Annotated in this window: 21 protein-coding genes; 14 read left to right on the forward strand and 7 right to left on the reverse strand. The window is 70.7% G+C overall.

The window, feature by feature from the left end:
• Positions 1 to 27: 27 nt before the first annotated feature.
• On the reverse strand, positions 28 to 186 hold the full coding sequence (locus tag Dfulv_RS05040) for a hypothetical protein (RefSeq protein ID WP_259861437.1): 159 nt from the start codon (positions 184 to 186) through the stop codon (positions 28 to 30).
• Between the two features lie 12 nt (positions 187 to 198).
• Positions 199 to 1,119: a MerR family transcriptional regulator gene (locus Dfulv_RS05045; protein WP_259861438.1), complete on the reverse strand. Its 921-nt coding sequence runs from the start codon at positions 1,117 to 1,119 to the stop codon at positions 199 to 201.
• 58 nt (positions 1,120 to 1,177) lie between these two features.
• On the opposite strand from Dfulv_RS05045, the gene Dfulv_RS05050 reads away from it, so the two are divergent.
• From Dfulv_RS05050 to Dfulv_RS05090, 9 genes are all read left to right on the forward strand, one after another.
• Entirely contained in the window at positions 1,178 to 1,525 is a 348-nt protein-coding gene (locus Dfulv_RS05050) for a hypothetical protein (RefSeq protein ID WP_259861439.1), read from the forward strand.
• A gap of 191 nt (positions 1,526 to 1,716) precedes the next feature.
• Complete coding sequence (locus Dfulv_RS05055) at positions 1,717 to 2,772, forward strand: BMP family lipoprotein (RefSeq protein ID WP_259861440.1); 1,056 nt, start codon at positions 1,717 to 1,719, stop codon at positions 2,770 to 2,772.
• A 70-nt stretch (positions 2,773 to 2,842) separates the two neighbouring features.
• Positions 2,843 to 4,390, forward strand: a complete 1,548-nt coding sequence (locus tag Dfulv_RS05060; protein ID WP_259861441.1) for an ABC transporter ATP-binding protein — start codon at positions 2,843 to 2,845, stop codon at positions 4,388 to 4,390.
• Positions 4,387 to 5,622 carry an ABC transporter permease gene (locus Dfulv_RS05065; protein WP_259861442.1) on the forward strand — a complete coding sequence of 412 codons (1,236 nt, stop codon included), beginning with the start codon at positions 4,387 to 4,389 and terminating at the stop codon, positions 5,620 to 5,622. Before Dfulv_RS05060 ends, Dfulv_RS05065 begins: the two co-directional genes overlap by 4 nt.
• Positions 5,619 to 6,878, forward strand: coding sequence for an ABC transporter permease (locus Dfulv_RS05070; RefSeq protein WP_259861443.1), 1,260 nt, complete (start codon positions 5,619 to 5,621; stop codon positions 6,876 to 6,878). The genes Dfulv_RS05065 and Dfulv_RS05070 overlap by 4 nt, the downstream gene beginning before the upstream one ends.
• 3 nt (positions 6,879 to 6,881) lie before the next feature.
• A complete protein-coding gene (locus Dfulv_RS05075) occupies positions 6,882 to 7,589 on the forward strand; it encodes a cytidine deaminase (protein WP_259861444.1) in 708 nt (235 codons plus the stop codon).
• Positions 7,586 to 8,866, forward strand: a complete 1,281-nt coding sequence (locus tag Dfulv_RS05080; RefSeq protein ID WP_259867435.1) for a thymidine phosphorylase — start codon at positions 7,586 to 7,588, stop codon at positions 8,864 to 8,866. The genes Dfulv_RS05075 and Dfulv_RS05080 overlap by 4 nt, the downstream gene beginning before the upstream one ends.
• Positions 8,866 to 9,225 carry a cupin domain-containing protein gene (locus Dfulv_RS05085; RefSeq protein ID WP_259861445.1) on the forward strand — a complete coding sequence of 120 codons (360 nt, stop codon included), beginning with the start codon at positions 8,866 to 8,868 and terminating at the stop codon, positions 9,223 to 9,225. Before Dfulv_RS05080 ends, Dfulv_RS05085 begins: the two co-directional genes overlap by 1 nt.
• 20 nt (positions 9,226 to 9,245) lie before the next feature.
• Positions 9,246 to 9,926 (forward strand): DUF4272 domain-containing protein, encoded by a 681-nt coding sequence (locus Dfulv_RS05090; RefSeq protein WP_259861446.1) that lies wholly within the window; start codon positions 9,246 to 9,248, stop codon positions 9,924 to 9,926.
• On the opposite strand, the gene Dfulv_RS05095 is transcribed toward Dfulv_RS05090, so the two are convergent.
• Positions 9,923 to 10,738 (reverse strand): putative RNA methyltransferase, encoded by an 816-nt coding sequence (locus Dfulv_RS05095; RefSeq protein ID WP_259861447.1) that lies wholly within the window; start codon positions 10,736 to 10,738, stop codon positions 9,923 to 9,925. The two genes, Dfulv_RS05090 and Dfulv_RS05095, sit on opposite strands and share 4 nt — an antisense overlap.
• Positions 10,739 to 10,755: 17 nt before the next feature.
• Here Dfulv_RS05095 and Dfulv_RS05100 point away from each other — a divergent pair, with 17 nt between their 5' ends.
• From Dfulv_RS05100 to Dfulv_RS05120, 5 genes are all read left to right on the forward strand, one after another.
• Positions 10,756 to 11,823 (forward strand): adenosine deaminase, encoded by a 1,068-nt coding sequence (locus tag Dfulv_RS05100; protein WP_259861449.1) that lies wholly within the window; start codon positions 10,756 to 10,758, stop codon positions 11,821 to 11,823.
• A 256-nt stretch (positions 11,824 to 12,079) separates the two neighbouring features.
• The gene (locus tag Dfulv_RS05105; protein ID WP_425553034.1) at positions 12,080 to 15,409 is read left to right on the forward strand and encodes a sensor histidine kinase; all 3,330 of its coding nucleotides are present in this window, start codon (positions 12,080 to 12,082) and stop codon (positions 15,407 to 15,409) included.
• Complete coding sequence (locus Dfulv_RS05110; RefSeq protein WP_033358336.1) at positions 15,406 to 15,810, forward strand: roadblock/LC7 domain-containing protein; 405 nt, start codon at positions 15,406 to 15,408, stop codon at positions 15,808 to 15,810. Before Dfulv_RS05105 ends, Dfulv_RS05110 begins: the two co-directional genes overlap by 4 nt.
• Before the next feature lie 74 nt (positions 15,811 to 15,884).
• The gene (locus Dfulv_RS05115; RefSeq protein WP_259861451.1) at positions 15,885 to 16,262 is read left to right on the forward strand and encodes a DUF742 domain-containing protein; all 378 of its coding nucleotides are present in this window, start codon (positions 15,885 to 15,887) and stop codon (positions 16,260 to 16,262) included.
• Positions 16,243 to 16,845, forward strand: a complete 603-nt coding sequence (locus Dfulv_RS05120) for a GTP-binding protein (protein WP_259861452.1) — start codon at positions 16,243 to 16,245, stop codon at positions 16,843 to 16,845. The genes Dfulv_RS05115 and Dfulv_RS05120 overlap by 20 nt, the downstream gene beginning before the upstream one ends.
• Before the next feature lie 327 nt (positions 16,846 to 17,172).
• Here Dfulv_RS05120 and Dfulv_RS05125 read toward each other — a convergent pair whose 3' ends face one another.
• The 4 genes from Dfulv_RS05125 to Dfulv_RS05140 form a co-directional block, all read right to left on the reverse strand.
• The gene (locus tag Dfulv_RS05125; protein ID WP_259869891.1) at positions 17,173 to 20,403 is read right to left on the reverse strand and encodes a hypothetical protein; all 3,231 of its coding nucleotides are present in this window, start codon (positions 20,401 to 20,403) and stop codon (positions 17,173 to 17,175) included.
• 218 nt (positions 20,404 to 20,621) lie between these two features.
• Entirely contained in the window at positions 20,622 to 21,572 is a 951-nt protein-coding gene (locus Dfulv_RS05130) for a DNA primase (protein WP_406567994.1), read from the reverse strand.
• A gap of 251 nt (positions 21,573 to 21,823) precedes the next feature.
• The gene (locus Dfulv_RS05135) at positions 21,824 to 22,699 is read right to left on the reverse strand and encodes an aldehyde dehydrogenase family protein (protein WP_259861454.1); all 876 of its coding nucleotides are present in this window, start codon (positions 22,697 to 22,699) and stop codon (positions 21,824 to 21,826) included.
• A complete protein-coding gene (locus Dfulv_RS05140; protein WP_259861455.1) occupies positions 22,689 to 24,119 on the reverse strand; it encodes an aldehyde dehydrogenase family protein in 1,431 nt (476 codons plus the stop codon). The genes Dfulv_RS05135 and Dfulv_RS05140 overlap by 11 nt, the downstream gene beginning before the upstream one ends.
• Positions 24,120 to 24,123: the final 4 nt, after the last annotated feature.

Raw genomic sequence — 24,123 nt, forward strand, 5'->3', positions numbered from 1 at the left:
GAGTGGCCCCGATCTCGGCCGGGCTCATCATGATCCCGAAGACTTCGCGCCGAATAGCAGCGTCAAGTCTTCCGGATCATGGGCGTGTCCGAGGTTGGCGTGCTCCCGTTGCTTGCTCGGCGCGACCAGGCCGGCGATCGGGGCCGGCGAGCCTTCCAGGGAAAGTCGTCGAACGGTGCTGAGCATGGTGAGCCTAGGCTACCGATGGGCGCGGAGGGCTGACAGGAACCAGGACCACCGGTGTGTTGTCGTCGGTATCGGGGGCCAGCCGTTGATCACGGCCATCAACTGCCAGTACCGCTCGGCCCGAGGATCGATCGCGAGCTCCAACCCCTCGATCGTCTCCGCCCGATAGCCGGCGTCATCGGTGCGCCCCAGTGCCGCCGCCCAGCGTGACATCACCTCGGACACGACCGCCGCCGCCGATGGTGCCTCCGGAGTTGTGCCGCGGTCCATGGCCTCGGCGATGAGTGTCGTGAACCAGTCGATCTCCGCGGTGTCCGTCGGCGCGATCGGCTTTTCGCCGGGGGCGAAGGACCGCCGGCTCATCTCGCGCAGCCGGGCCCGGAAGTCGGGCTCCCGCAGCATCTCCGCCAGCTCGATCCACGCGTCGACCTGCTCGTCGGTGGGATCGTCGGGCAGGTCGGGGGAGGCGCTGCGCATACGGGCGGAGAACTCGGCCGCCTCCGGCGACGGTGGCATATCGGTGAAGATGCTGTCGAAGAACTCGTCGATGACACGTTGCCGCTCGTCGGCACTGGCCTGGGCGATCCTCGTCATCCGCTCGAGCTCCTCGGGCGAGGGGTCGCGCCGGGCCACCGCGCGCAGGGCCGCACGGCGCAGGCGCAGCACCCGGATCTGCACCCCGATGGCCTCGGCGTGCGCGGCGGCGACGCTGGCCAGGTCGACGCCGCGGTCGAGGACCCGGCGGATCGTCGCGATGTCGAGGCCCAGCTCGCGCAGGGTGCGGACGAACTCCAGCCGAACGAGGGACGTGTGGTCGTATCGCCGGTAGTTGGCCCGCGACCGCTCCGCCTCCGGCACCAGGCCGACGTCCGAGTAGTACCGGATCGTCTTCACCGGCAGCCCGGTCAGGCGTGACAGCTCCCCGATGTTCATATAGCCCAGAGTGGACCCTCCAGTAAGGGGAGGGTCAACGAGCCGCTACGTTGCGGTGGTGGAACCTCTCCGGCTGATTCTCCTCTACGCCCACCTGATCGGGTTCGCGCTCCTGCTGGGTGGCGCCGTCACGCAGTACATGTCGAAGCACATCCGCATCAACAGCGCCATGGTGTGGGGTGCCACGATCCAGGTCGTGACCGGGATCGCGTTGGCCGCTCCGCTGCGGGGCGGCGGCGATGCCGAGCCGGCGCCGGCCAAGCTGATCGTGAAGGCTGTGATCGGGATCGCGATCTTCGCGATGGCCTTCTTCTCCCGCAAGCGTGAGGTGGTCAACAAGGGCCACTTCATGGCTCTCGTTGGATTAACGCTCGTTAATGCCGCGGTTGCGGTCTTTTGGAAGTAAACCGCAGGTTACAAGGTTGATCACAGTAGGTCGGCGCGACCGCTGGCACGTCACGGCCATATAACGCACCGCTCCCAACCCGGGCGCAAACTGCAGAACTGTCGGTCCGAGGGCGTACGCTCCCGCCGTTGGGTTCACCGCGTTGGGGCGGTGCTTTGGGAAGGGAGACCGTCTTGCGCCGAGTGCGTGGGATGAAGGTTCTCGCGGCCGCCGCCGTGGCGATTGTCGCGTTGAGCACAGCCGCTTGTGGCGATAACAAGGACAGCGGGACGGGCAGCGACGGCAGCGCCCCTGCGAAGCAGAACGTCAAGGTGGGCCTCGCCTTCGACATCGGCGGCCGGGGTGACAAGTCCTTCAACGACTCCGCCGCCGCGGGCCTCGACCGGGTCAAGAGCGACCTCAACATCGAGGTCAAGGACCTGGCCGCGGTCGCCGGCGAGAGCGAGAACGACAAGTACTCGCGACTGAAGCTGCTCTGCCAGGGTGGCTACAACCCGGTGATCGCCGTCGGCTTCGTCTACGACGGCGCCGACGCCAAGAACGGCCCGCTCGCCCGTGCGGCCAAGGACTGCCCGACCACCAAGTTCGCCATCGTCGACGGCGGCACGACCGCCGACAACGTGGCCGACCTCGTGTTCGCCGAGGAGCAGGGCTCCTTCCTGGTCGGCGCCGCCGCGGCCCTGAAGACCAAGACCGGCACGGTCGGCTTCATCGGTGGCTGCCAGGTCGACCTGATCAAGAAGTTCGAGGCGGGCTTCACGGCCGGCGCCAAGGCCGCCAAGGCCGACATCAAGGTCCTGACCAACTACCTGTCGACCCCGGCCGAGGCCTGCAAGGGCTTCAACGACCCGACCGGCGGCAACACCGCCGCCAGCGGCATGTATGACCAGGGTGCCGACATCATCTACGCGGCGGCCGGCGGCTCCGGCACCGGCGTCTTCGAGGCCGCCAAGGCCAAGAAGACCCTCGCCATCGGTGTCGACTCGGACCAGTACAACACCGTGACCGACGCGTCGCTCAAGACGGTCATCATGACGTCGATGCTCAAGCGGGTCGACAACGCCGTGTTCAACTTCGTCAAGGACTACGCCGCGGGCAACTTCAAGGCCGGCGCGACGGTGTTCGACCTGAAGGCCGACGGCGTCGGCTACGCCACCTCCGGCGGCCAGGTCGACGACATCAAGGACAAGCTGGACGCGTTCAAGGCCGACATCGTCTCCGGCAAGATCACGGTGCCGACCAAGTAGTAGTAGACATCCGGTGTCTGGCGGGGGACTGTGATCCGGTCCCCCGCCAGCGCGTGTTAGGAGCCTCTGGATGACCGCGGAACCACCCGCCGTCGAGCTCAAGGGGATCACCAAAAGGTTCCCCGGCGTTGTGGCGAACTCCGACGTCAACCTCACCGTCCGCAAGGGCACGATCCACGCGATCGTCGGTGAGAACGGTGCCGGCAAGTCGACCCTTATGAAGATCCTCTACGGGATGCAGCCCCCGGACGAGGGCGAGATCCTGATCGAGGGCCGCCCGGTGCGGTTCTCCTCACCGCAGGGCGCGATCGAGGCCGGCATCGGCATGGTGCACCAGCACTTCATGCTGGCCGACAACTTCACGGTCGCCGAAAACGTCGTGCTCGGGGCCGAGAAGCTGCACGGGATCGGTGCGCAGGCCAGGACCAAGATCAAAGAGATCTCCCAGCGGTACGGGCTGGGCGTCGACCCCGACGAGCTCGTCGAGGACCTCGGCGTCGGCGACCGCCAGCGCGTCGAGATCCTCAAGGTGCTCTACCGCGGCGCCCGCATCCTGATCCTCGACGAACCGACCGCGGTGCTGGTCCCGCAGGAGGTCGACGAGCTGTTCGGCAACCTCCGCGAGCTCATCCGCGAGGGCCTGACCGTGCTGTTCATCTCGCACAAGCTCGACGAGGTGCGCTCGGTCGCCGACGACATCACGGTCATCCGCCGCGGCACGACGGTCGCCTCCGTCAAGCCCGCCGGCGTGAGCGCCCGCCAGCTGGCCACGCTCATGGTCGGCAGCGAGCTGCCCAGCCCCGAGGCCCGCGAGTCGACCGTCACCGACGTGCCGGCCCTGGTCGTCAGGGGCCTCACCGTCACGGGCGCCGACGGCCGTCCGGTCGTCGCCGACGCCACGTTCACGATCCACAAGGGCGAGGTCGTCGGCATCGCCGGCGTCGAGGGCAACGGCCAGGCCGAGCTCGCCGAGGCGATCATGGGCATGCGGCCCGCCACCGGCACCGTGCTGCTGGGTGACACCGACGTGTCCGCCTGGACCACGCGCCGCAGGCGCGAGGCCGGTATCGGCTACATCCCGGAGGACCGGCACCGGCAGGGCCTGCTGCTCGACGCGCCGCTCTGGGAGAACCGTATCCTCGGACACCAGACCCAGCGGCCCAACGCCCGCGGGCCCCTCATCGACGTCGGTGGCGCCCGGCGCGACACCACCCGGATCGTCGCCGAGTACGACGTCCGCACCCCCAGCATCGACGTCGCCGCCGTGGCGCTCTCCGGCGGCAACCAGCAGAAGCTCATCGTCGGCCGCGAGATGAGCCACGCGCCCAAGGTGCTCATCGCCGCACACCCGACCCGTGGGGTCGACGTCGGCGCCCAGGCCGCGATCTGGGACCACATCCGTAACGCGCGCATCGCCGGGATGGGCGTGCTGCTGATCTCCGCCGACCTCGACGAGCTGATCGGTCTGTCCGACTCGCTGAAGGTCATCTATGGTGGGCGGCTGGTGGCCGACGCCGACCCCGCGACGGTCACGCCCGAGCAGCTCGGCGTGGCCATGACCGGCGCGACGACCGACCCGACCGCCGCCGCATCCGGACCGCAGGAGGCCACCCCATGACCGCCGCCGTAGGCTCCCGGCGGATCGACCTCGGCAAGCTGCTACCGCAGCTCGTCGCCCCTGTCGCGGCCCTGGTCATCGCCGCGGCCATCTCGTCGATCGCGTTGCTCATCAGCGACAAGGATCCGCTGCTGGCGTTCCAGCACATGTACGACTTCGGCATGCTGCCCGACTCGCAGGTCGAGATCCTCAACAAGGCCAGCGAGTACTACATCGCCGCCGTCGCGGTCGCCATCGGCTTCAAGATGGGCCTGTTCAACATCGGCGTCGAGGGCCAGTCGAAGATCGGTGCGTTCATGGCCGGCGCGCTGGCCAGCGCCTCCTTCATGAGCTGGGTCCCGGGTCCGGTGCGGATCGTGCTGATCATCGTCGTGGCGATGATCGTCGGCGGGCTCTGGGCGCTCATCGCGGCGCTGCTGAAGACCCAGCGCGGGGTCAGCGAGGTCATCTCGACCCTGATGCTCAACGCGATCGGCGGCCTCGTCGTCACCTGGCTGCTCAACGATCACTGGGGCGTGCAGGAGCCGGGCGCGCAGATCAAGACCACCGGCATCCTGCCCGAGAACTCGTGGATGCCCGGCCTGCCGATCGTCTCCGGCACCGACCAGAAGGTGCTCGGCTTCCTGGTGATCGCGGTGATCCTGGGCGTCGTCTACTGGTTCGGCATCGGCCGCACCCGCTTCGGCTTCGACCTGCGGGCCACCGGCTACAACCCGAGCGCGGCGGTGGCCAGCGGCGTCGACGCCAAGCGCATGGTGATCGTCGCGATGCTGATCTCCGGCGCGATCGCCGGCATGGTCAACCTGCCCCGCATGCTCGGCGAGAGTCACACCTACACCGAGGGCTTCGGCGGCATCGGCTTCACCGGCATCGCGGTCGCGCTGCTCGGCCGCAACCACCCGGTCGGCATGGCGCTGGGCGCGATCCTCTGGGGCTTCCTGGCCCGCTCGCAGCTCATCCTCGACCTCGACGGCATCCCCAAGGAGATCGTCCTGATCATGCAGGGCGTCGCCGTCCTGTCCGTGGTCATCGCCTACGAACTGGCCGCCCGCATCGGCCGCCGCGCCCAGCAGAAGCGGGTCGGTGTCGCGACCGCGGCCCCGGCCGGTTCTGCCCCGCTGGCCGCGGCCGGCGTCCCCACGGGCGGCGCCGGCGGCGCGACCGCCCCGGGCACCACCGCGACGGAGACCCAGGCCAAGTCCGGTGACACCGGCACGGAGGAGTCGAAGTGACCGCCGACACCATGCTCTCGACCGCTCCGGCGGCCCCGGCGGGCAAGCCGAAGTCACGGCGGATGACCACGCCGAAGATCCTGCTCATCATCGCCGGGGTGCTGGTCGGCCTGTCGCTGGTGCACCTGCTCACCGGCGCCGACGACGTCACCTCGCAGGGCGCCGTCCAGGCGGCCCTCCAAGCCGCGATCCCGCTCGGCCTGGCCGGCCTCGGCGGCCTGTGGTCCGAGCGGGCCGGTGTCGTCAACATCGGCCTCGAAGGCCAGCTGATCCTCGGCACGTGGTTCGGCGCCTGGGGGAGCATCGAATTCGGCCCGTGGATCGGGCTGCTGCTCGGTGTCCTCGGCGGTGCCGTCGGCGGGCTCCTGCACGCGGTGGCGACCGTCACCTTCGGCGTCGACCACATCATCTCCGGTGTGGCGATGACGATCCTGGCGCCGGGCGTCGCGCGGTACCTCTCTTATCTCGCGTGGAGCGGCACTCCCGGCGCCGGTTCGACCCAGTCGCCGACCGCGCCCCGCCTGCCCCGCGTCTCCGTGCCGTTCGTCGACGACCTGGCCGGGCTCGAGCGCAAGCACTGGTTCCTGATCAGTGACGTCGCCGGGGTGCTGCGCGGGTTGCTGGTCGAGGTGTCGATCGTGACGATCCTGGCCGTACTGCTGATCCCGCTGACCTGGTGGCTGCTGTGGCGCACCTCGTTCGGCCTGCGGGTCCGCTCCGTCGGCGAGGACCCGCACGCCGCCGGGAGCCTCGGCATCAACGTGTACCGGTACAAGTACTACGGCGTGATCATCTCCGGCGCGATGGCCGGCCTGGGCGGCGTGTTCCTGTCGACGGTCAGCTCGGCGATCTACCGCGAGGGCCAGACCGGTGGCCGCGGTTACATCGGTCTCGCCGCGATGATCTTCGGCAACTGGCGGCCGGGCGGCCTGGCGCTGGGCGCCTCGCTGTTCGGCTACACCGACGCGCTACAGCTGCGACGTGGCAGCGAGTCGGTGCACGCCCTGCTCATCCTCGTGGGGGCACTCCTGCTGGCGCTCGCGGTCTGGGAGTTCCGCCGCCGCAACCGCGTGGTGGCCATCTCTTCAGCCGTCCTGGGCATCCTGTCCTACGTATTGTTCTTCTCGGTGGACACGATCCCGACGGCACTCGTGCAGGCCGCGCCCTACATCACGGTCCTCGTGGTGCTGGCGCTCGCCGCACAGCGGCTCCGACCGCCTGCCGCGGACGGCAAGCCGTACAGACGTGGAGGATGACGGGTGGACGTCGACTGGGCCGCGCTGCGAAGCGCGGCCATCACGGCGATGGGGCGTGCCTACGCTCCGTATTCGAACTTTCCGGTCGGCGCGGCGGCGCTCGTCGACGACGGCCGGGTGGTGGTCGGCTGCAACGTCGAGAACGCGTCGTACGGTCTGGGTCTGTGCGCCGAGTGCGGGCTGGTTTCCAACCTCCAGGTGACCGGCGGCGGCCGGCTCGTGGCGCTCGCCTGCGTCGACGGTGAGGGCCGCCCGCTCATGCCGTGCGGCCGCTGCCGCCAGCTGCTGTGGGAGCACGGCGGCCCGGCGCTGCTCATCGACCACGCGAGCGGGCCGCTGTCCATGACGGCGCTGCTGCCGTATGCGTTCGACGACACCGACCTGGAGCGGTTCGCGGCCGAGCGGGACAAGCAGCCGACGGTCCCGGCGGCGCTCGCGCTGAAGGTCGGCAGCGGCACCGTCTTCGTCCATCCCGAGATCGCCGCGGGCCAGCAGATCTGGACCGCGTACTGGGAGCGCTCGTCCGGCACCGGCGACGACGAGCGGACGGGCATCCTCGAGGAGGGCCCGACCTGGGACACCGCCGCCGAGGCGGTCAACTGGGGCCGGATCCGCACGCCCCGTGTCGTCGTGATCGACGCGCAGGGCACCGCCAGCTGGGCCGGGGACACCCCCCGACCGGCCGGCATCGAGCATGACTGGAGCACCTGATGAGCTTCGCGGCCGTGGACGTCATCCGCACCAAGCGGGACAAGGGCGTCCTCAGCGACGAGCAGATCGACTGGGTCGTCGACGCGTACACCCGCAGTGCGGTCGCCGACGAGCAGATGTCGGCCCTGGCGATGGCGATCCTGCTCAACGGCATGACCGCCGCCGAGATCGCCCGCTGGACCGCCGCCATGATCGCCTCCGGCGAACGGCTGGACCTGTTGACGGTGGGGCGCCCGACCGTCGACAAGCACTCGACGGGCGGCGTCGGCGACAAGATCACTCTGCCGCTGACGCCCCTCGTCGCCGCCTGTGGTGCGGCGGTACCGCAGCTGTCCGGCCGCGGTCTCGGCCACACCGGCGGCACGCTGGACAAGCTGGAAGCCATCCCGGGCTTCGGCACCAAGCTGACGAACGAGCAGTTCGTCGAGCAGTTGAGCACCGTGGGCGCGGCCATCTGCGCCGCAGGCGAGGGCCTGGCCCCGGCCGACCGCAAGCTCTACGCCCTGCGTGACGTCACCGGCACCGTCGAGGCGATTCCGCTGATCGCCAGCTCGATCATGAGCAAGAAGATCGCCGAGGGCACCGGCGCGCTGGTGCTCGACGTGAAGTTCGGCTCCGGCGCGTTCATGCGCGACGTGGCCGACGCCCGCGAGCTGGCCCGGACGATGGTCGAGCTGGGCAAGGCACACGACGTGACCACGGTCGCGCTGCTCACCGACATGGAGGTGCCGCTGGGCCGCGCCGTCGGCCACTCCGTGGAGGTCGAGGAGTCGCTGGAGGTGCTCGCCGGCGGCGGCCCGCAGGACGTCGTCGCGCTGACCATGGCGCTGGCGCGGGAGATGCTCGACGCGGCGGGCCTCGCCGACGCCGACCCGCGGGCCGCGATCGACGACGGCCGGGCGATGGACTCGTGGCGGGCCCTGGTCCGCGCACAGGGCGGCGACCCGGACGCGCCGTTGCCCGTCGCCGACGAGGTCGAGCGGATCACCGCCGACCGGGACGGCTATGTCGCCACCATGGACGCCTACGCCGTCGGGGTCGCCGCCTGGCGGCTCGGCGCCGGCCGGGCACGCAAGGAGGATCCGGTCAGCTCCTCGGCCGGGATCATCCTGCACCGCAAGCCCGGCGCGGCAGTCAAGGCCGGTGACGTGATCATGGAACTGCGCGCGGAGGACGCCGCGAAACTGCCGGCCGCGCTGGAGGTGGCCCGCACCGCGGTGACCGTCGCCGACGCTCCACCGAACCCCCGACCGCTCATCCTGGACAGGATTTCCTGATGCCCGAGCTGATCAAGGCACCCACCCAGATCCCCGTGCCCGGCGGGAAGATCATCGACGAGTACGTGGGCCGGGTGAACTCCGGCGAATCCGCGGTCTCCGTCGCGAAGATGATCGCTCCGGGTGGCTGGACCGAGCCGTTCCAGACCCCGGCGTTCGACGAGTTCACGATTGTGCTCCGCGGCACGGTCCGCGTTGAGTACGACGGCGGGGTTGTCGACGTCTCCGCCGGTCAGGCCGTGGTCACGCGGGCCGGCGAACGGATCCGGTACAGCACGTCCGACGGTGAGGGCGCCGAATATGTGGCGATCTGCCTGCCCGCGTTCGCCCCTGACCTGGCCAATAGGGATCCGGACTGACGCTCGGCTACAGTGCGCGGGTGAGCGTCACGGCGCCGGACCCGCAGCGCGTGCGGGAGGCGAGTCTCGAAGAACTGCACCGCCTGCGGCTTCCCCTTCCACCGCCCAACTTCCCCCTGTGCTGGGAGCCGGGGGACCTGGTGGAGTTGCGCCCCGGTGACGAGATCGAGGCGCGCGCCGCGGTCCTCAACGTGGTGCTCGCCCGCACCGTCGGCATGCCGCCGGAGCTCGCGATGGACTGGCTGCTGGAGGCGAAGCTCGTTGACCTGCTGACCCGGCCGGAGTGGCACTTCGTCGCCGAGGACGAAGGCGACGAGCGGTCCTTTGCGCTGCACCTGGAGGCGCTGTTCGCGCTGTCCTGGCTGCTGGGCATCGCGATGGACCTCGACCCGCTGCGCCCGTCGGCCGACGGGCTGCTGGAGCGCCTGCCCAACCTGCCGCAAGGCGAGACGTTCACCGCGTGGCGCTGCCGCACACTCGCGGCACCACGCGACGCGGCCTCGGCGGCGGCGCAGCTGGACCTGTACTACTGCCTGGACTGGTCGTACCTGGAGGCCGAGCGGCGCCGCCTGCCGCTGCCGGGCCAGGTGGACTCCAACGTCGTGGGACAGCGGCGCTGGGCCCTGGAGTGGGCGGTGGTTTTCACCGGCCCGTACCACGGCGCCCCGCCCAACTGGGAGGAAGTGGATCTTTCCACCTAGCGCCGTCGCCACACGGACAGCTCGACCGCCAGGGTGGCCTCGATCGGCTCGGCCAGTTCGGCCAGCCGTGCCTGCACCGCCGCGGCGTCGACATGCCAGGCGCTGGGGCCCATACCGACCAGGGCGGCCGCGTCGGAGCGAGGCAGTCGCAGCGGGGCCGTCAGCACGTGCGCCGACTCCTGGGTGAACCAGCGCTCCAAGCTGCCGGCCAGCCGGGCGGGCTTCTCCGGGTCGACGCCGATCAGGCCCAGCGCCGTCACCAGCTCCGCCAGGTGGTCCGGCGTCGGAGTCACCACCACGAGCCGCCCCGACGGCCGGAGGATGCGGGCGAACTCGGCGCCCGAGCGGGGGGCGAAGACGTCGAGGACCGCGTCTGCCGCGCCGTCGGCGACCGGCAGGCCCTGCCACACGTCCGCCCGCACGGCGCCCACCCGGGGGTCGGCCCGGGCCGCGCGCCGCAGGGCGGGCTTCGACACGTCGACGGCCAGGCCGGTCGCCTCCGGGGCCAGCGCGCGTGCCAGGTAGTGCGCCGTCCCGGCGCCGACCTCGACGACGAACCCGGCCGTGGCGACGCACGAACGCACCGAGTCGGCGATCACGTCGAAATGTCCCGCCGTGAGCAGGGCCGCACGGGCCGCGACCATCTCGGCGCTGTCGCCGGTGTGCACGGTCCGGCCGGCGGTCAGGTCGACGTACCCCTGTTTCGCCACGTCGAACGAGTGCCCCCGCGGGCAGCGCAACGCACGGTCGGCGGGTGAAAGCGGGTCATGGCAGACCGGACAGCGCAGATGTCTGATGACGGCGGCAAGCACCCTACTAGTGTCGTTCCATGGTTGCACCCACCTACGACGAGATCCGTCGCGCGCCGAAGGCTCTGCTCCACGACCACCTCGACGGCGGACTGCGCCCCGCCACCATCCTCGACCTCGCCGCCGGCATCGGGCACGACCTGCCCGCCGCGACCCCCGAAGGGCTGGCGGAGTGGTTCGTCGCCGCCGCGGACTCGGGATCCCTGGAGCGATACCTCGAGACGTTCTCGCACACGGTGGCGGTGATGCAGACGGCGGAGGCCCTGCACCGGGTGGCGCGGGAATGCGCCCTCGACCTGGCCGCCGACGGGGTGGTCTACGCGGAGGTCCGCTTCGCGCCGGAGCAGCACCTGGAGAAGGGCCTGACCCTGCCGGAGGTGGTGGAGGCGGTGCTGGACGGGTTCCGCGACGGTTCGGCCGAGGCCGCCGCCGCCGGCAACCCGATCCGGGTCGGCACCCTGCTGACCGCGATGCGCCACGCGGCCCGCTCGATGGAGATCGCTGAGCTGTCGGTGCGGTATCGCGACGCCGGCGTCGTCGGGTTCGACATCGCCGGGGCCGAGGCCGGCTTCCCGCCCACCCGCCACCTGGACGCCTTCGAATACCTCCAGCGCGAGAACTCGCATTTCACCATCCATGCCGGCGAAGCGTTCGGCCTGCCGTCGATCTGGCAGGCCATCCAGTGGTGCGGCGCGGACCGGCTCGGACACGGCGTGCGCATCGTCGACGACATCGGCCCGGACAACTCCCTCGGCAGGCTCGCCGCGTATGTGCGGGACAAGCGCATCCCGCTCGAGCTCTGCCCCTCGTCGAACGTGCAGACCGGCGCCGCCGCCTCGATCCGGGAACACCCGATCGGGCTGCTGCGTGACCTGCGGTTCCGGGTCACGGTGAACACCGACAACCGGCTGATGAGCGGCACCTCCATGTCCCGCGAGATGGCGCTGCTCGTCGAGGCGTTCGGGTACGGCTGGTCCGAGTTGCAATGGTTCACGGTGAATGCCATGAAGAGTGCGTTCATTCCGTTCGATGAACGGCTGGCACTCATCAACGATGTGATCAAGCCCGCCTATGCAAAGTTGGCCTGACGGGTGACCGTGATGTCCGTCTTTGTCCCCGATGATCATCTGGGTGTATCGGGTAAATCGCCCAGCGTAGGCGGACGATCGGCGGATATCGCCACCAATCGAACCTTTCTTTCAACCTGGTGCATAAGGTGCAGCGGCGGGACTGGGCTTTCTTCTTGAGACGCAACATGGTGGAATCTCGGAGGTCTGGCCCAGTAGGGTCGGCCGGTCGCGGGCGCCTGCTGTTTCACAGGGCGCCGGTTCGGAGGGCGGTGAAGTGAGCAAACGGCCAACGACGCGAGAGCCCGTCTCTTCGCGTCTACGTTTCCCCGTCGGCCGGCTCCGAGACCTGCCGATCTGGTCGAAGCTCGGCCTGATCATGATCGTGCCCGTCATCGCGACGGTCGTGGTGGGCACCAACGGCCTCGTCGGCAACATCGGCGAGGCGAACGACGCCGATCGTGCCCGCACCCTCTCCGGACTGTCCGCCCAGGCATCCGCGTTGGTCCATGAGTTGCAGAGCGAGCGCGCCAATGCGGCGCTGCTGCTCGGCGTGCTCGGCCAGCCGGCCGACGTCGAGGCCCGCGCCGTCTTCGAGCGGCAGATCCAGAAGACCGAAGACGCGAGCAAGAACTACCGGCTCACCCGGTCCGGCCTGGCCGACCCGCCGGAGGACTTCCGGCGGAAGCTGGCCGCAATCGACACGCAGCTGCTCGACCTGCCGGGCATGCGCAAGCAGATCACCGACGGTGGCAAGGAGATCCTGGCGAGCACCGTCGTCAACCGGTACCGCACGCTGATCGACGACCTGCTGAGCATCCGCGACAGCGCCGCCGAGATCTCCTCCAATCCCGAGCTCGGCGCCGACATGCGCGCCGCCGCCGCGATCTCCGAGATGAAGGAGCAGGTGGCCATCGAGCGGGTCGTCGTGCTCCGCGCGCTGACCAGCGGCACCTTCACGCCGCAGCTCCGCAAGGAGTTCGACGCCTCGCTGACCGGCTACGCGCAGGCCCAGGAGCAGTTCCGCGTCGCGTCCGAGCCGTGGCACCGCGACCTGTTCGACAAGAAGATCGCGGGCTCCGACCTGCGCGAGGCCGCCACGTTCGAGGGCAAGCTCACCCCGCTCACCGGCGACAGGCTGCCCCCACCGGCGGAGCTGTTCACCGCCGCGTCGTGGGACAACGCAATGGTCAACAAGGCCAACCTGCTGCGCGGCATCGAGTCCGAGTTCGACGAGCACAACATCGAGAGCGCGACCGCGCACCGCAACGACCTGCAGCAGCAGGTGCTCATCACCGCCGGCGTCCTGATCGGCATGCTCCTGCTGGCGATCCTCTTCGCCTGGATCGTGGCCCGGTCGATGGCACGTGCGCTGCGCGAGTTGCGCCACGGCGCGCTCACCGTCGCGCAGTTCGGCCTCCCGCAGGCCGTGCAGCGACTGCGTGACCCGTCGCTCGCCACGCAGATGTCACCGCACCAGGTGGCGCTGCAGATCGCCGAGCCACTGCCGGTCCGCAGCCGCGACGAGTTCGGGCAGGTCGCCGAGGCGTTCAACGCCGTCCACCTCGAAGCCGTCCGCACCGCGGCCGAGCAGGCCGCCCTGCGGGCCAGCGTCGCGACGATGTTCGTCAACCTCGCCCGCCGCTCGCAGATCCTGGTCGACCGGCTCATCGGCCACCTCGACCGGCTGGAGCGCGGCGAGGAGGACCCGGACCGCCTGGCCGAGCTGTTCCAGCTCGACCACTTGGCCACCCGGATGCGCCGCAACGACGAAAACCTCCTGGTGCTCGCCGGCGCCGACTCCACCCGCATCCAGCGCGAGCCCGCCCCGCTCATGGACGTGCTCCGCGCCGCGCAGTCCGAGGTGGAGCACTACACGCGCATCGAGTTCGGCATGATCGACCGGGACATCGAGATCGCGGCCCACGCGGTCAACGACATGGTCCACCTGGTCGCCGAGTTGCTGGACAACGCCACCGCGTTCTCGCCGCCCGACTCGGCGGTCATCGTCGAGGCCCGGCGCGTCGGCGACCGCGCGGTGCTGCTGGTCGAGGACCACGGCATCGGCGTCTCGCCCGAGCAGTTGGCGGAGCTCAACGACCGGCTCGCCAATCCGCCGATGGTCGACGTGGCCGTCTCCCGGATGATGGGTCTCGTCGTGGTCGCCCGGCTGGCGGCCCGGCACGGCGTCAAGGTCGAGCTGCGCGCCGCCCGTGAGCGCGGCACCATCGCCGACATGACGCTTCCCACCGGCGTGCTCGTGCCGCGGGCGCTGTCCGGGCGGGCGACCGCCGGGATGCCGACCGCCGGCATGCCCGCCGTCGGTCCCGACGACATGGTCGAGGCCCGCCCGATCCCCGCGGCCTCGACGCCGCTGTCGCCGCTCGCCTCGCCGCTGGCGCTGGAGAGCGGGCCCACGACTCCGAGCAGCGGTCCCCGGTTCGGCACGCTCACCAGCAGCGGCCTGTTCGGCTCCAATGGGAACACCGGGGAGCGCCCGACCGTCAACGGCCTCGCCAACGGCGCACCGCCGCGGCCGTCGTTCGGCGACCTGCCGCAGCGGCCGGAGCCGTCCGGGCCGACGCCCTCCTACGGCGACGGAGTTGGCAACGGAGCCGGCAACGGCAGCAGTGCCGGTGGCCGTGGCCTGCCCGCCTGGTCCGACCTGACCGGCGTCAACGGCACGAGCCCGCAGCGGTCCACCCCGCCGAGTGATCTCAACCCGCTGCCCCAGCGGCGTGCGAACGAGAACTGGACGCTCGACGGCGAGGTCGCCGACAACGCCGAGAACAGCGGCCAGATCCCGCGCCAGCGGCCGGAGACCCCGGAGACGCCGGCGGCCTTCGCACCGCCCGCGTGGCCCCCGGCGACCACGCAGGCGCCGGCCCCCGAGCCGTACCAGCCCCAGCAGCCGGCCTTCCAGCCCGAGCAGCCGCCGGTCGACATGACGGCGGAGATCCCGCAGGTCCGGCTCGACTGGGACCCGTCGAACACGGATGGCGACTCCACCGGCGACTCGCGGCAGCGCTTCGTCGACGAGACGATGGAGCTGCCGATCTTCCGGGAGCTGGAGTCGGCATGGTTCCAGACGAAGCGCCCGGGTTTCGACGACCCCGCTCCGGCGGCCCAGCCCGCGCCCACGCCCGCCCCGGCGCCGGAGCGCAACGGTGCCGCAACCCGACCGGTCGAGGTCACCTACAGCGACGCCCAGACTCCGTACGTGCCGGCCCAGCGGTTCGAAACCCGTTCTCCGGGTGAGAGTTCGCGAGGTTCGGCTGAGCGGGGGACAGGCGGTCCGACAGTAAACTGGCACACTGCGGCAGACGAAGGATGGCAAGCGGCGGCGGCACTCGCCGATGCGCAGGAATTTGCTACGACCGACAGAGGTTTGCCTAAGCGCGTTCCGATGTCGCAGCTGGTTCCAGGCGGGGTTGAAAAGAACCCCATCACTGCGCACAAGAGGACGCCGGAGTCCGTGCGCGGCCTGTTGTCGGCGTATCACCGAGGCGTTCAGCGCGGCCGCACGCGGTCCGACGACTCGAAAACCCCGGAGCCGACTTCGGCCGGGCCTCAAAACTCGCAGGTTGGCAAGGAGCAAGAGGCATGACATCTACGCAGGATCTCGGTTGGCTGCTCGCCAACTTCGCGGACCGAGTGCCGGGGGTGGCCCACGCGGTCGCGGTCTCGGCCGACGGTCTGCTGTTGGCCGCCTCTCGTGACCTGCCGCGCGACCGTGGTGACCAGCTTGCTGCGATCGCGTCCGGCTTGGTGAGCCTGACCCAGGGCGCCTCCCGCTGCTTCGAGGGCGGTGCGGTGCTCCAGACCGTGGTCGAAATGGACAACGGCTTCCTGTTCCTCATGTCGATCTCCGACGGCTCGTCGTTCGCGGTCCTCGCGGCCCGCGCCTGCGACGTCGGCCAGGTCGGCTACGAAATGGCGCTGCTTGTCGATAGGGTCGGTGACGCATTGACGCCACCCCCGCGGCCGACCGCGTCAATGCTCGGTTGAAGCTGAACTAGGTGACAGAGCACTACGCATTAGCTGTTGACGAGGCCCGACGAGTGAGGAGGTGAACGGCGAACATGGCCGAGCGCGATGAGCCAACGGGCGCGTTGGTAAGGCCGTACGCCGTCACCCGAGGTCGCACCCGGCCCAAGCTGGAAATTGCGATCGAGGCGCTGGTCGAGACCACCGTGCGTGGCCGTGCGGCCAATTCAAGGCCGGGCGGTGCGCACGGCCAGGAGCAGCAATACATTTCCACGCTTTGCGACGGTCGCTTGCAGTCTCTCGCCGAGATCGCGGCGCGCATGCAGCTCCCGCTGGGTGTCGCCCGGGTGATCGTGGCGGACATGGCTGCCGACGGACTGGTCGCGGTGTACGAGCCGACCTCGCTCGACGAAAACGAGTCGGTGGGCACAGAACTGCTTGAGAGGGTGCTGAGTGGACTTCGGAGGCTCTGACGTGGCGCACCGCCCAGGGCGGGTCACGTCAGCGAAGATCGTCATCGCCGGCGGTTTCGGCGTGGGCAAGACCACACTGGTCGGCTCGGTCTCGGAGATCACACCGCTGACCACCGAGGCCATCATGACCTCCGCCGGTGTCGGTGTGGATGACACCCGAAATGTGCCCGGCAAGACGACGACCACGGTCGCGATGGACTTCGGTCGTATCTCGATCGACCGTGATCTGATCCTGTACCTGTTCGGTACCCCGGGCCAGACCCGCTTCTGGTTCATGTGGGACGAGCTGGTCCGTGGCGCCATCGGCGCGGTCGTCATGGTGGACACCCGGCGCCTCGCCGACTGCTTCGCCGCGATCGATTTCTTCGAGCACCGGCGCCTGCCGTACCTGGTGGCCATCAACTGCTTCGACGGCGTTCAGTACCACAACGCCGACGACGTGCGCGAGGCCCTTGCCGTCTCGAGCGACATCCCGGTGATCTCCTGCGACGCCCGCACGCGCGAGTCGACCAAGAACGTGCTCATCTCGCTCGTGGAATACGTGCTGTCGATGCGGCGGACCCGCGCCACAACGCCTGCCTGATCCCACCCGACACCCCTCAGTCGCACCGCGCACCGAGCAGCCCCGTTGACGGGGTCGCCCGGTGCGCGTTCGCGTTTGACACTTCCTCGGGCCCAGCCTCGGCTCACTGTCATGCCTAACGATGCGACAGGGCCATTTGCCGCCTCCAGGAAGCCGTCTGGCGCGAGTTGAGCCCGTTCTGCTCCAGGGGGCCTCCAGGGCGCTCGCCGGCTCCAGCAGCGTCTAAGGGCCTCGGCGGCGTCGGCCTCCTGCCGTCTCCAGCGCTCCCCTGAACAACGGAAAGGCCGCGCCCAACGGGGTTGGACGCGGCCCTCTCGGTTCGGTGTGTCAGCGACGGGCGGAGCGGTACTCGTATTCGCGCTCCTGGAAGTCCCGGCTCGCCTCGCGGCTGAAGTCCCAGCCGCCGGCCGACTCGCGGCCAGGGCGGCCGCCGACGGCGAAACCGCCGACCTCCTGGCCACGGCGCCAGCCGCGGAAGTAGCCCGTCGTGTGGGCCGCGATCTGAGCCGCGTCGCGGACGATGCGCAGCGGGCGCTCCGAGGTGTTGACCGGGGAGCCGGGGACCAGGTTCTGCTGGGGGACACGCTTGGGAAGGCCGGAGTGGGTCTCGTCGCCGGTCTGCGGTGCACTGGCCCGCTGGGCCGTCTGCCACGCCACGTCGTTCGAGTTTTCCCAGCTGACCTGGGGACGCTCGGTCTCCGGGGCCTCGGTGTCCCAGTCGGTGAACCACGCGGACCGGGCGGCCGCGAAGATCAGGAGGTCGCCGTCGCCGTCCTCCTCTGCCGCCGGCTTGGCTGCGGCCTCCGCACGCTCGGCCGCGGCCCGGCGGCTGCGGCCGGCGCCGCTGCCGCTGCTGCGGGCGGTGGCACGTTCAGCCGCAGGCTCGACCAAACGGAGCGCCGGTGGCTCGAACCGGAACTCGCCGCTGTAGTCGCCACTGAGCTCGTCGCTGTAGGTGTGGGTCAGCGCCGGGTCCGGCACCGGGCCGGGCTCAACCAGCCGCAGGCCCGCCGGCTCGGCCGGCAGGTCACCGGTCTGCCACGGCGGCGGAATGCGGCCCTCACGCTGCCGTGGCAGCTCAACCTGGCGCTCGCTCCGCTCCGACCGCTCCGACCGCTCAGATCGCTCCGACCGGGGCCGCTCGCTGCGCGGGATCTCCGTGCGGGAACGCTCCGACCGGGGAATCTCCGAGCGCGACGACCGCGGGATCTCGGTGCGCGACGAGGCCTCGGCCTCGGCACGCGCCCGCCGGGAGGCCCGGGTCGGCTGCTCCTCGGCCTTGGCCTCGGCTTCGGCCTCGGCCCGGTTGCGCTCGGCGCGGTTGCGCTCGGACCGGCTCAGCTCGGAGCGGCTCAGCACTTCTGAGCGACCGTGGTCCGCGGTGCCCAGGCCGGGGAACTCGCCGGACGGGTCCTTCCGGTCGCGGCTGTGCTTCGCCGACGGGGTCAGCTCCTCGAGATCTGCGGGCGGCGCCGGAATGTCACTGAGCCGCGGCAGGCTGCTCAGCTCCGACGACGCCGCCAGCGGGTCCGAGAAGGAGAACGTCTTTTCCGGCGTCTCCCCGCCGCCGAGCGGCCAACCGGCGCGCGAACCCGGCTCCGGGGCAGCCGCTTCCAGGGTGGGCGGCTCACCGAGCGAACTGAGGTCGCTCAGCCGCACGGTGTTGGAGTCGACCACGGCGGGCGGCACGGAGGCCGGCGCCGGGGGTGCCGAGGACGGCGGCGCCGACGACGGACGCGTGGCCGGGGCGAACGGGTCGTAGCCGAACGAGGGGTCGAACCGCGGAGGCTCCTCGGCGCCGCCGAGCAGCGGGGCGATACCCGGCGGAGGCGGCGGCATGAGCGAGGCGAACTGCGGCTCGGCCGCGGCGGGCGCCGACGGCGGCGGGATCACCGGAGCCGGTGCGACCGGCGGCGGAGAGACCGGCTCGGGTGCCACCGGCAGCGGCGCGACGGGCACCGGCGCCGGTGGTTTCGGCTGGAGCGGCACCGGGATCGACTGCATCGACGCCGGAACCGGCTGCTGCTGGAAGGTCGGCGGGGTCGGCGGCGCCGGCGCGTACATCGGTGTCGGCGGCTGGTACGGCGCGGGGGTATACCCCGGCGGCGTGGAGACGACCGGCGGCGTGGACGTCACGGGCGGCGTCGAGGTCACCGGTGGCGCCGAGGTCACCTGCTCGTAGGCGGCCGCAGGCGTGTAGCCGGGCGGGGTGGAGACGACCGGCGGCGTCGACACGACGGCCGGCGGCCCGGAGACGACTGGCGACGAGGCGGCCGGGGGTGCGGACACGACCGGTGGCTGGGCCTGCGAGGGAGTGGTCTGCGCCCGGCGGCGCCCACCGACGGCACGCGACGCGGCCGACTCTTCGGCGCGCGCGGCCTCGGCGGCCCGGGCCGCGACCCGCGAACGGGCCGGTGCGCTCTCGGCCGAGGCAGCCGAGGCAGCCGGGGCTGCCGGGGCTGCCGAGGCTGCCGGGGTGGTGGGGGCTGCCGGGGCGGCGGCCCGCGACCGGGTGGGCGTGCTGTCGGCCGAAGCGGCCGCGCGTGAACGGGCCGGCGCGGCGTCGGACGCGGTGCGCAGCGGCGCGGCGGGCGCGAGCGGTGACGCAGCACGCTGGCGGCCGGCCTGGGCACGGCTCACGGCCGAGCTCATCTTGTCGGCGAGCACGCCGACGAGGGACGCCGCGGCGGCGTCGCTGGCGCGCACCGCCGCGACCGACTGCCGGATGGTCTCGGCGACGGCGGCGGTGAGTGCCCGGTTGACGCCGGTGCGGCGGGGAGTCTCGGCGATGGCGACCCGCAGGGCGGTGATCGCCTCACTGAGGGTCTTCGCGTCGGCGACACCTGTCTCGGCCAGCTCGGTGACGACCTGGTTGTCACGATTGCGACCGGCGGCGCCGCCGCCGAGGATGCCGGGCTCCGGCAGCGCGTCGAGGACGGCCAGCGGGATCGGCTCGGCCGGGTCCGGGTAGGCCCGCAGCGCCGCCGGGTAGAGCTCGCGGAGCACCTCACGGAGCGTGGCCGCGGCGCTCTGCCGTCCGGCGACGACGGCGGCGTGCGCGGCGAGCACCGGCTTGAGGGTGAGCATGTCGCGCGGCGGGCTCTGCCCGACCGCGGAGAGGACACCGGCCTGCAGCGCCCGGGCGAGGCCGACGGCCCGCCGCTCGGCGGCGTTGGACTGGATCTCCTCGGGGGAGTCGTCGTCGGCGAAGCGCTCGGCGTAGTCGTCCGCCGAGTCGTCGTCGGTGAACGCGAGGTTGCGGCCCGCGGCGGTCAGCAGCTGGGTGACGACGTGGTCGTCGCTCTCGGCCGCGACCGCAACGGCGGACTGGCCGCCGGAGCGCTGCGCCAGCAGCGCGCTCAGCTCGGCGTAACCGCCGGCGTCGTCGCTCACCTCGCAGATGTCGATGAGTCGGCCGGCGTCGTCGACGACCGCGACGGTCAACCAGATGTCGGAACCCGACTGCGGCTCGGCGAGGTCAGCCGACGCCAGACCGCAGTACACCCGAACGAGCGCCACCGCGTCGTCCTCCTCCCGGGACAGCAGTTGAGCTTTCATTCACATGGCGGGAACGTGTCCCGGCGCCCCGCCGTGTGTAGCCGCAGGTCAAGCTGAACGACCTCTAGTGAACAGGTTGCCGGCTGGTGACGCGATCAGCCTTTTCGGTTGAATGCCCCGCTGGCTGATCGTCGTCCACCGCCGCTACCGTCCGGCTGGGGGCCGGGTCGTGCTCGCCGTGCCAAAATGCCCACGGCTTAGATCCTGTCGGTCACAAATCAATCACGCCAGTCCACGGCGGCAGAAATCTTGCCGATTATGGTCCGCCAGCCGAGGGCTGCCTGTTGTGCCCCGATTTTCTTGAGCCGCCGCTTCGCGAAGAAGCCGCCGACGCCGCCCGCAGCCGCAGCTCGCAGCCCTTCGTCGAGGTCGTCGAGCGGGGAGCCGGCGGCGAGAGCGGTGCGGACCGGCTCGAGCCGCAGCGCGTAAGCAAGGTCACGCGCGGCCTCACCGGCGGCGAGCAGCAGGTCGGTGTCCCACGCGTCCTGGCCGCCGCGGAGGTTCTCCACGACGAGATCCAGCTCGTATCGATCCTCGTCCTTCGGGACGACCGCCGACGCGGTGATGCGCGTCTTGAGGCTCTCCCAGGTGTCGAGCTGCTGGAGGTCGTGCTCCGCGTCGGACTTCACGAACTCGACGAGGCCCTCGACGCTGCGGAAGAGCAGGAGCTTGCCCTGGTGGCTGAGGAAGGCGGGGACCTCTTCGGGCTCCGGCTCCTCTTCCTCCTCTTCCTCCTCGATCTCCTCAGCCTCGTCGGCTTCGTCAGCTTCGTCGGCCTCCTCGGCCTCGGCTTCCTCTTCCTCGTCGGCGGAGGCCTCTTCCTCGTCGGCCTTGTCCTTGTCCTTGTCTTTCTTGTCGACGTCCTTGTCTTTCTTGTCGACGTCGGACGCGGAAGTTTCATCCTCGGAGCGCTGCTTCTTGGCGGCGGACGCCTTCTTCGGCGTCGGCTCCTCCTCGGGCGCTTCCTCGAACATCTCGGGGTTTTCGAGGATGACGACCTCGTCCTCGTCCACCTCGTCCTCGCGGCGGCGCAGGACGGCGAAGTCGTCGTCCTCTTCCGGGAGGTCGGTCGGGGTCAGCTCGTTGGACAGCCGGTATGCCCGCAGGGTGTAGCCCACACCCTTGGGCAGTGCCAGCTCGACCGGCTCGATCCGGACGTCGCTCCACATCGCGTCGGCCTGTGCCGAGCGCTCGCTGCCGCCGTCCTCCTCGTCGAAGTCGGCGTCGTCGTCGAGATCACTCTCGTCGACCTCATCGGCGTCGGCGACGTCGTCCAGCTCTTCGACCTCGTCGACGGCTTCGTCCTTCTTGGCGGACGAGCGGGAAGACTGGCGGGCCACTGTGACCTCCATAGTCGGCTCGGCGTGCGGGCACACGTGGCCTCGCGCACAAACACCCTAGTGTGCCCGGTCTGCGACGGTCAGACCCCCTTGGGGTGCCAGACAGTCTTGATCTCCAACATTGCGAGCATTCGGGAAACGCCGGGGTCAGCGGTCCAATCCGGGCTGCTGGGGCGGATCACCCGTTTGAGGTTCTCCGCCGCGGCGACCTCCAATTCGACCGCCAATGTGGTGTCCGTCACACCGGCGAGATCGACGGCATTCACATCCATGTGCGCGGCGAGCCACGGCCCCATCTCGCTGACCTTCCCCGTCAGCACGTTGACCACACCACCCGGCAGGTCGGACGTGGCCAGGACCTCGGCGAGCGAGACGGCCGGCAGCGGCCGGGTCTCGGACGCGATCACCACGACGGTGTTGCCGCCGACGATCGCCGGCGCGATGACGCTGACCAGCCCGAGCAGGGACGATTCGGCGGGGGCCACGACGCCGACCACGCCGGTCGGCTCCGGGGCGGACAGGTTGAAGTACGGTCCGGCGACCGGGTTCGCGCCGCCGTGGACCTGGGCGATCTTGTCGGCCCACCCCGCATACCACACCCAGCGGTCGATCGCGGCGTCGACGACGAGCCCGGCGTCCTTGCGCGAGCCGCCCTCGGCCGCCTTGACCTCGGCGACGAACTGGTCGCGGCGGCCCTCCAGCATCTCAGCGACCCGGTAGAGGATCTGCCCGCGGTTGTACGCGGTGGCGCCGGACCACTTCGCGACCGCGGCGCGGGCCGCCTTGACCGCGTCGCGGACGTCCTTGCGGGAGGCGAGGGCGGCGTTGGCGAGCAGCTCGCCCGAGGCCGAATGCACCTGGTAGGACCTCCCGGACTCGCTGCGGGGGAACGCGCCGCCGATGAAGAGCTTGTAGGTCTTGCGGACAGCGAGGCGCGCCGGCGTCTCAGTGCTCAAGGTAGGCCTCCAGCCCGTGGCGGCCACCCTCGCGGCCGTAGCCCGACTCCTTGTAACCCCCGAAGGGCGAGGTCGGGTCGAACTTGTTGAACGTGTTGGCCCAGACCACGCCGGCGCGCAACTTGTCCGCGATGTCCAGGATGCGCGAGCCCTTCTCCGTCCACACGCCGGCGGACAGGCCATACGGCGTGTTGTTGGCCTTCTCGACGGCCTCGGCGGGCGTGCGGAACGTCAGGACGGACAGCACCGGCCCGAAGATCTCCTCGCGGGCGATCCGGTGCGCCTGGGTGACGCCGGTGAAGATGGTCGGCGCGAACCAGAAGCCGCGCTCCGGCAGCACGCACGGCGGTGACCAGCGCTCGGCGCCTTCGTCCTCGCCCACCTGGGAAAGCTCCCGGATGCGGGCCAGCTGTGCGGCCGAGTTGATCGCGCCGACGTCGGTGTTCTTGTCCAGCGGGTCGCCGACGCGCAACCGGGCCATCCGCCGCTTCAGCGACTCCAGGAACTCCTCGGCGACCGACTCCTGCAGCAGCAGCCGCGAGCCGGCGCAGCACACGTGGCCCTGGTTGAAGAAGATGCCGTTGACGACGCCTTCGACCGCCTGGTCGATCGGCGCGTCGTCGAACACGATGTTGGCGGCCTTGCCGCCCAGTTCCAGGGTGAGTTTCTTGGCTGTGCCGGCGACAGCCCGCGCGATCTGCCGCCCGACCTCGGTCGAGCCGGTGAAGGCGACCTTGTCGACGCCGGGGTGCTCGACGAGCAGCCGGCCGGTCTCCCCGGCGCCGGTCACGATGTTGACGACCCCGGGCGGCAGCTCGGCCTGCTGGCAGATCTCGGCGAACAGCAGCGCGGTCAACGGCGTCGTCTCGGCGGGCTTGAGCACCACCGTGTTGCCGGCCGCGAGCGCCGGCGCGATCTTCCACGCCAGCATCAGCAGCGGAAAGTTCCACGGGATGACCTGGCCGGCCACGCCGAGCGGCTTCGGGTCGGGCCCGAAGCCGGCGTAGGGCAGCTTGTCGGCCCACCCGGCGTAGTAGAAGAAGTGCGCGGCGACCAGCGGCACGTCGACGTCCCGCGACTCGCGGATCGGCTTGCCGTTGTCCAGCGACTCCAGGACCGCGAGCTCCCGGCCCCGCTCCTGGATGATCCGGGCGATCCGGAAGAGGTACTTCGCCCGCTCCCGTCCCGGCATCGGCCCCCAGACGGTGTCGAACGCGCGCCGCGCGGCCTGCACCGCGGCGTCGACGTCGGCGGCGTCGGCCGCGGCGATGTCCGCGAGCAGCTCCTCGCTGGCCGGGTTGATCGACTTGAAGGACTCGCCGCGTCCGTCGACGAACTCGCCGTTGATGAACAAGCCATATGACGAGCGGATGTCGACGATGGAGCGGGACTCCGGCGCCGGTGCGTACTGGAATTCCATCGGG

It is taken from the genome of Dactylosporangium fulvum, from assembly GCF_025137375.1.
Lineage (GTDB): Bacteria > Actinomycetota > Actinomycetes > Mycobacteriales > Micromonosporaceae > Dactylosporangium > Dactylosporangium fulvum.

Coding starts and splice junctions, on each gene's coding strand:
- Dfulv_RS05040 (WP_259861437.1), bottom strand. CDS start 186: ATGCTCAGCACCGTTCGACGACTTTCCCTGGAAGGCTCGCCGGCCCCG.
- Dfulv_RS05045 (WP_259861438.1), bottom strand. CDS start 1,119: ATGAACATCGGGGAGCTGTCACGCCTGACCGGGCTGCCGGTGAAGACG.
- Dfulv_RS05055 (WP_259861440.1), top strand. CDS start 1,717: ATGAAGGTTCTCGCGGCCGCCGCCGTGGCGATTGTCGCGTTGAGCACA.
- Dfulv_RS05060 (WP_259861441.1), top strand. CDS start 2,843: ATGACCGCGGAACCACCCGCCGTCGAGCTCAAGGGGATCACCAAAAGG.
- Dfulv_RS05065 (WP_259861442.1), top strand. CDS start 4,387: ATGACCGCCGCCGTAGGCTCCCGGCGGATCGACCTCGGCAAGCTGCTA.
- Dfulv_RS05085 (WP_259861445.1), top strand. CDS start 8,866: ATGCCCGAGCTGATCAAGGCACCCACCCAGATCCCCGTGCCCGGCGGG.
- Dfulv_RS05100 (WP_259861449.1), top strand. CDS start 10,756: ATGGTTGCACCCACCTACGACGAGATCCGTCGCGCGCCGAAGGCTCTG.
- Dfulv_RS05110 (WP_033358336.1), top strand. CDS start 15,406: ATGACATCTACGCAGGATCTCGGTTGGCTGCTCGCCAACTTCGCGGAC.
- Dfulv_RS05115 (WP_259861451.1), top strand. CDS start 15,885: ATGGCCGAGCGCGATGAGCCAACGGGCGCGTTGGTAAGGCCGTACGCC.
- Dfulv_RS05125 (WP_259869891.1), bottom strand. CDS start 20,403: ATGAAAGCTCAACTGCTGTCCCGGGAGGAGGACGACGCGGTGGCGCTC.
- Dfulv_RS05130 (WP_406567994.1), bottom strand. CDS start 21,572: ATGTGGAGCGACGTCCGGATCGAGCCGGTCGAGCTGGCACTGCCCAAG.
- Dfulv_RS05140 (WP_259861455.1), bottom strand. CDS start 24,119: ATGGAATTCCAGTACGCACCGGCGCCGGAGTCCCGCTCCATCGTCGAC.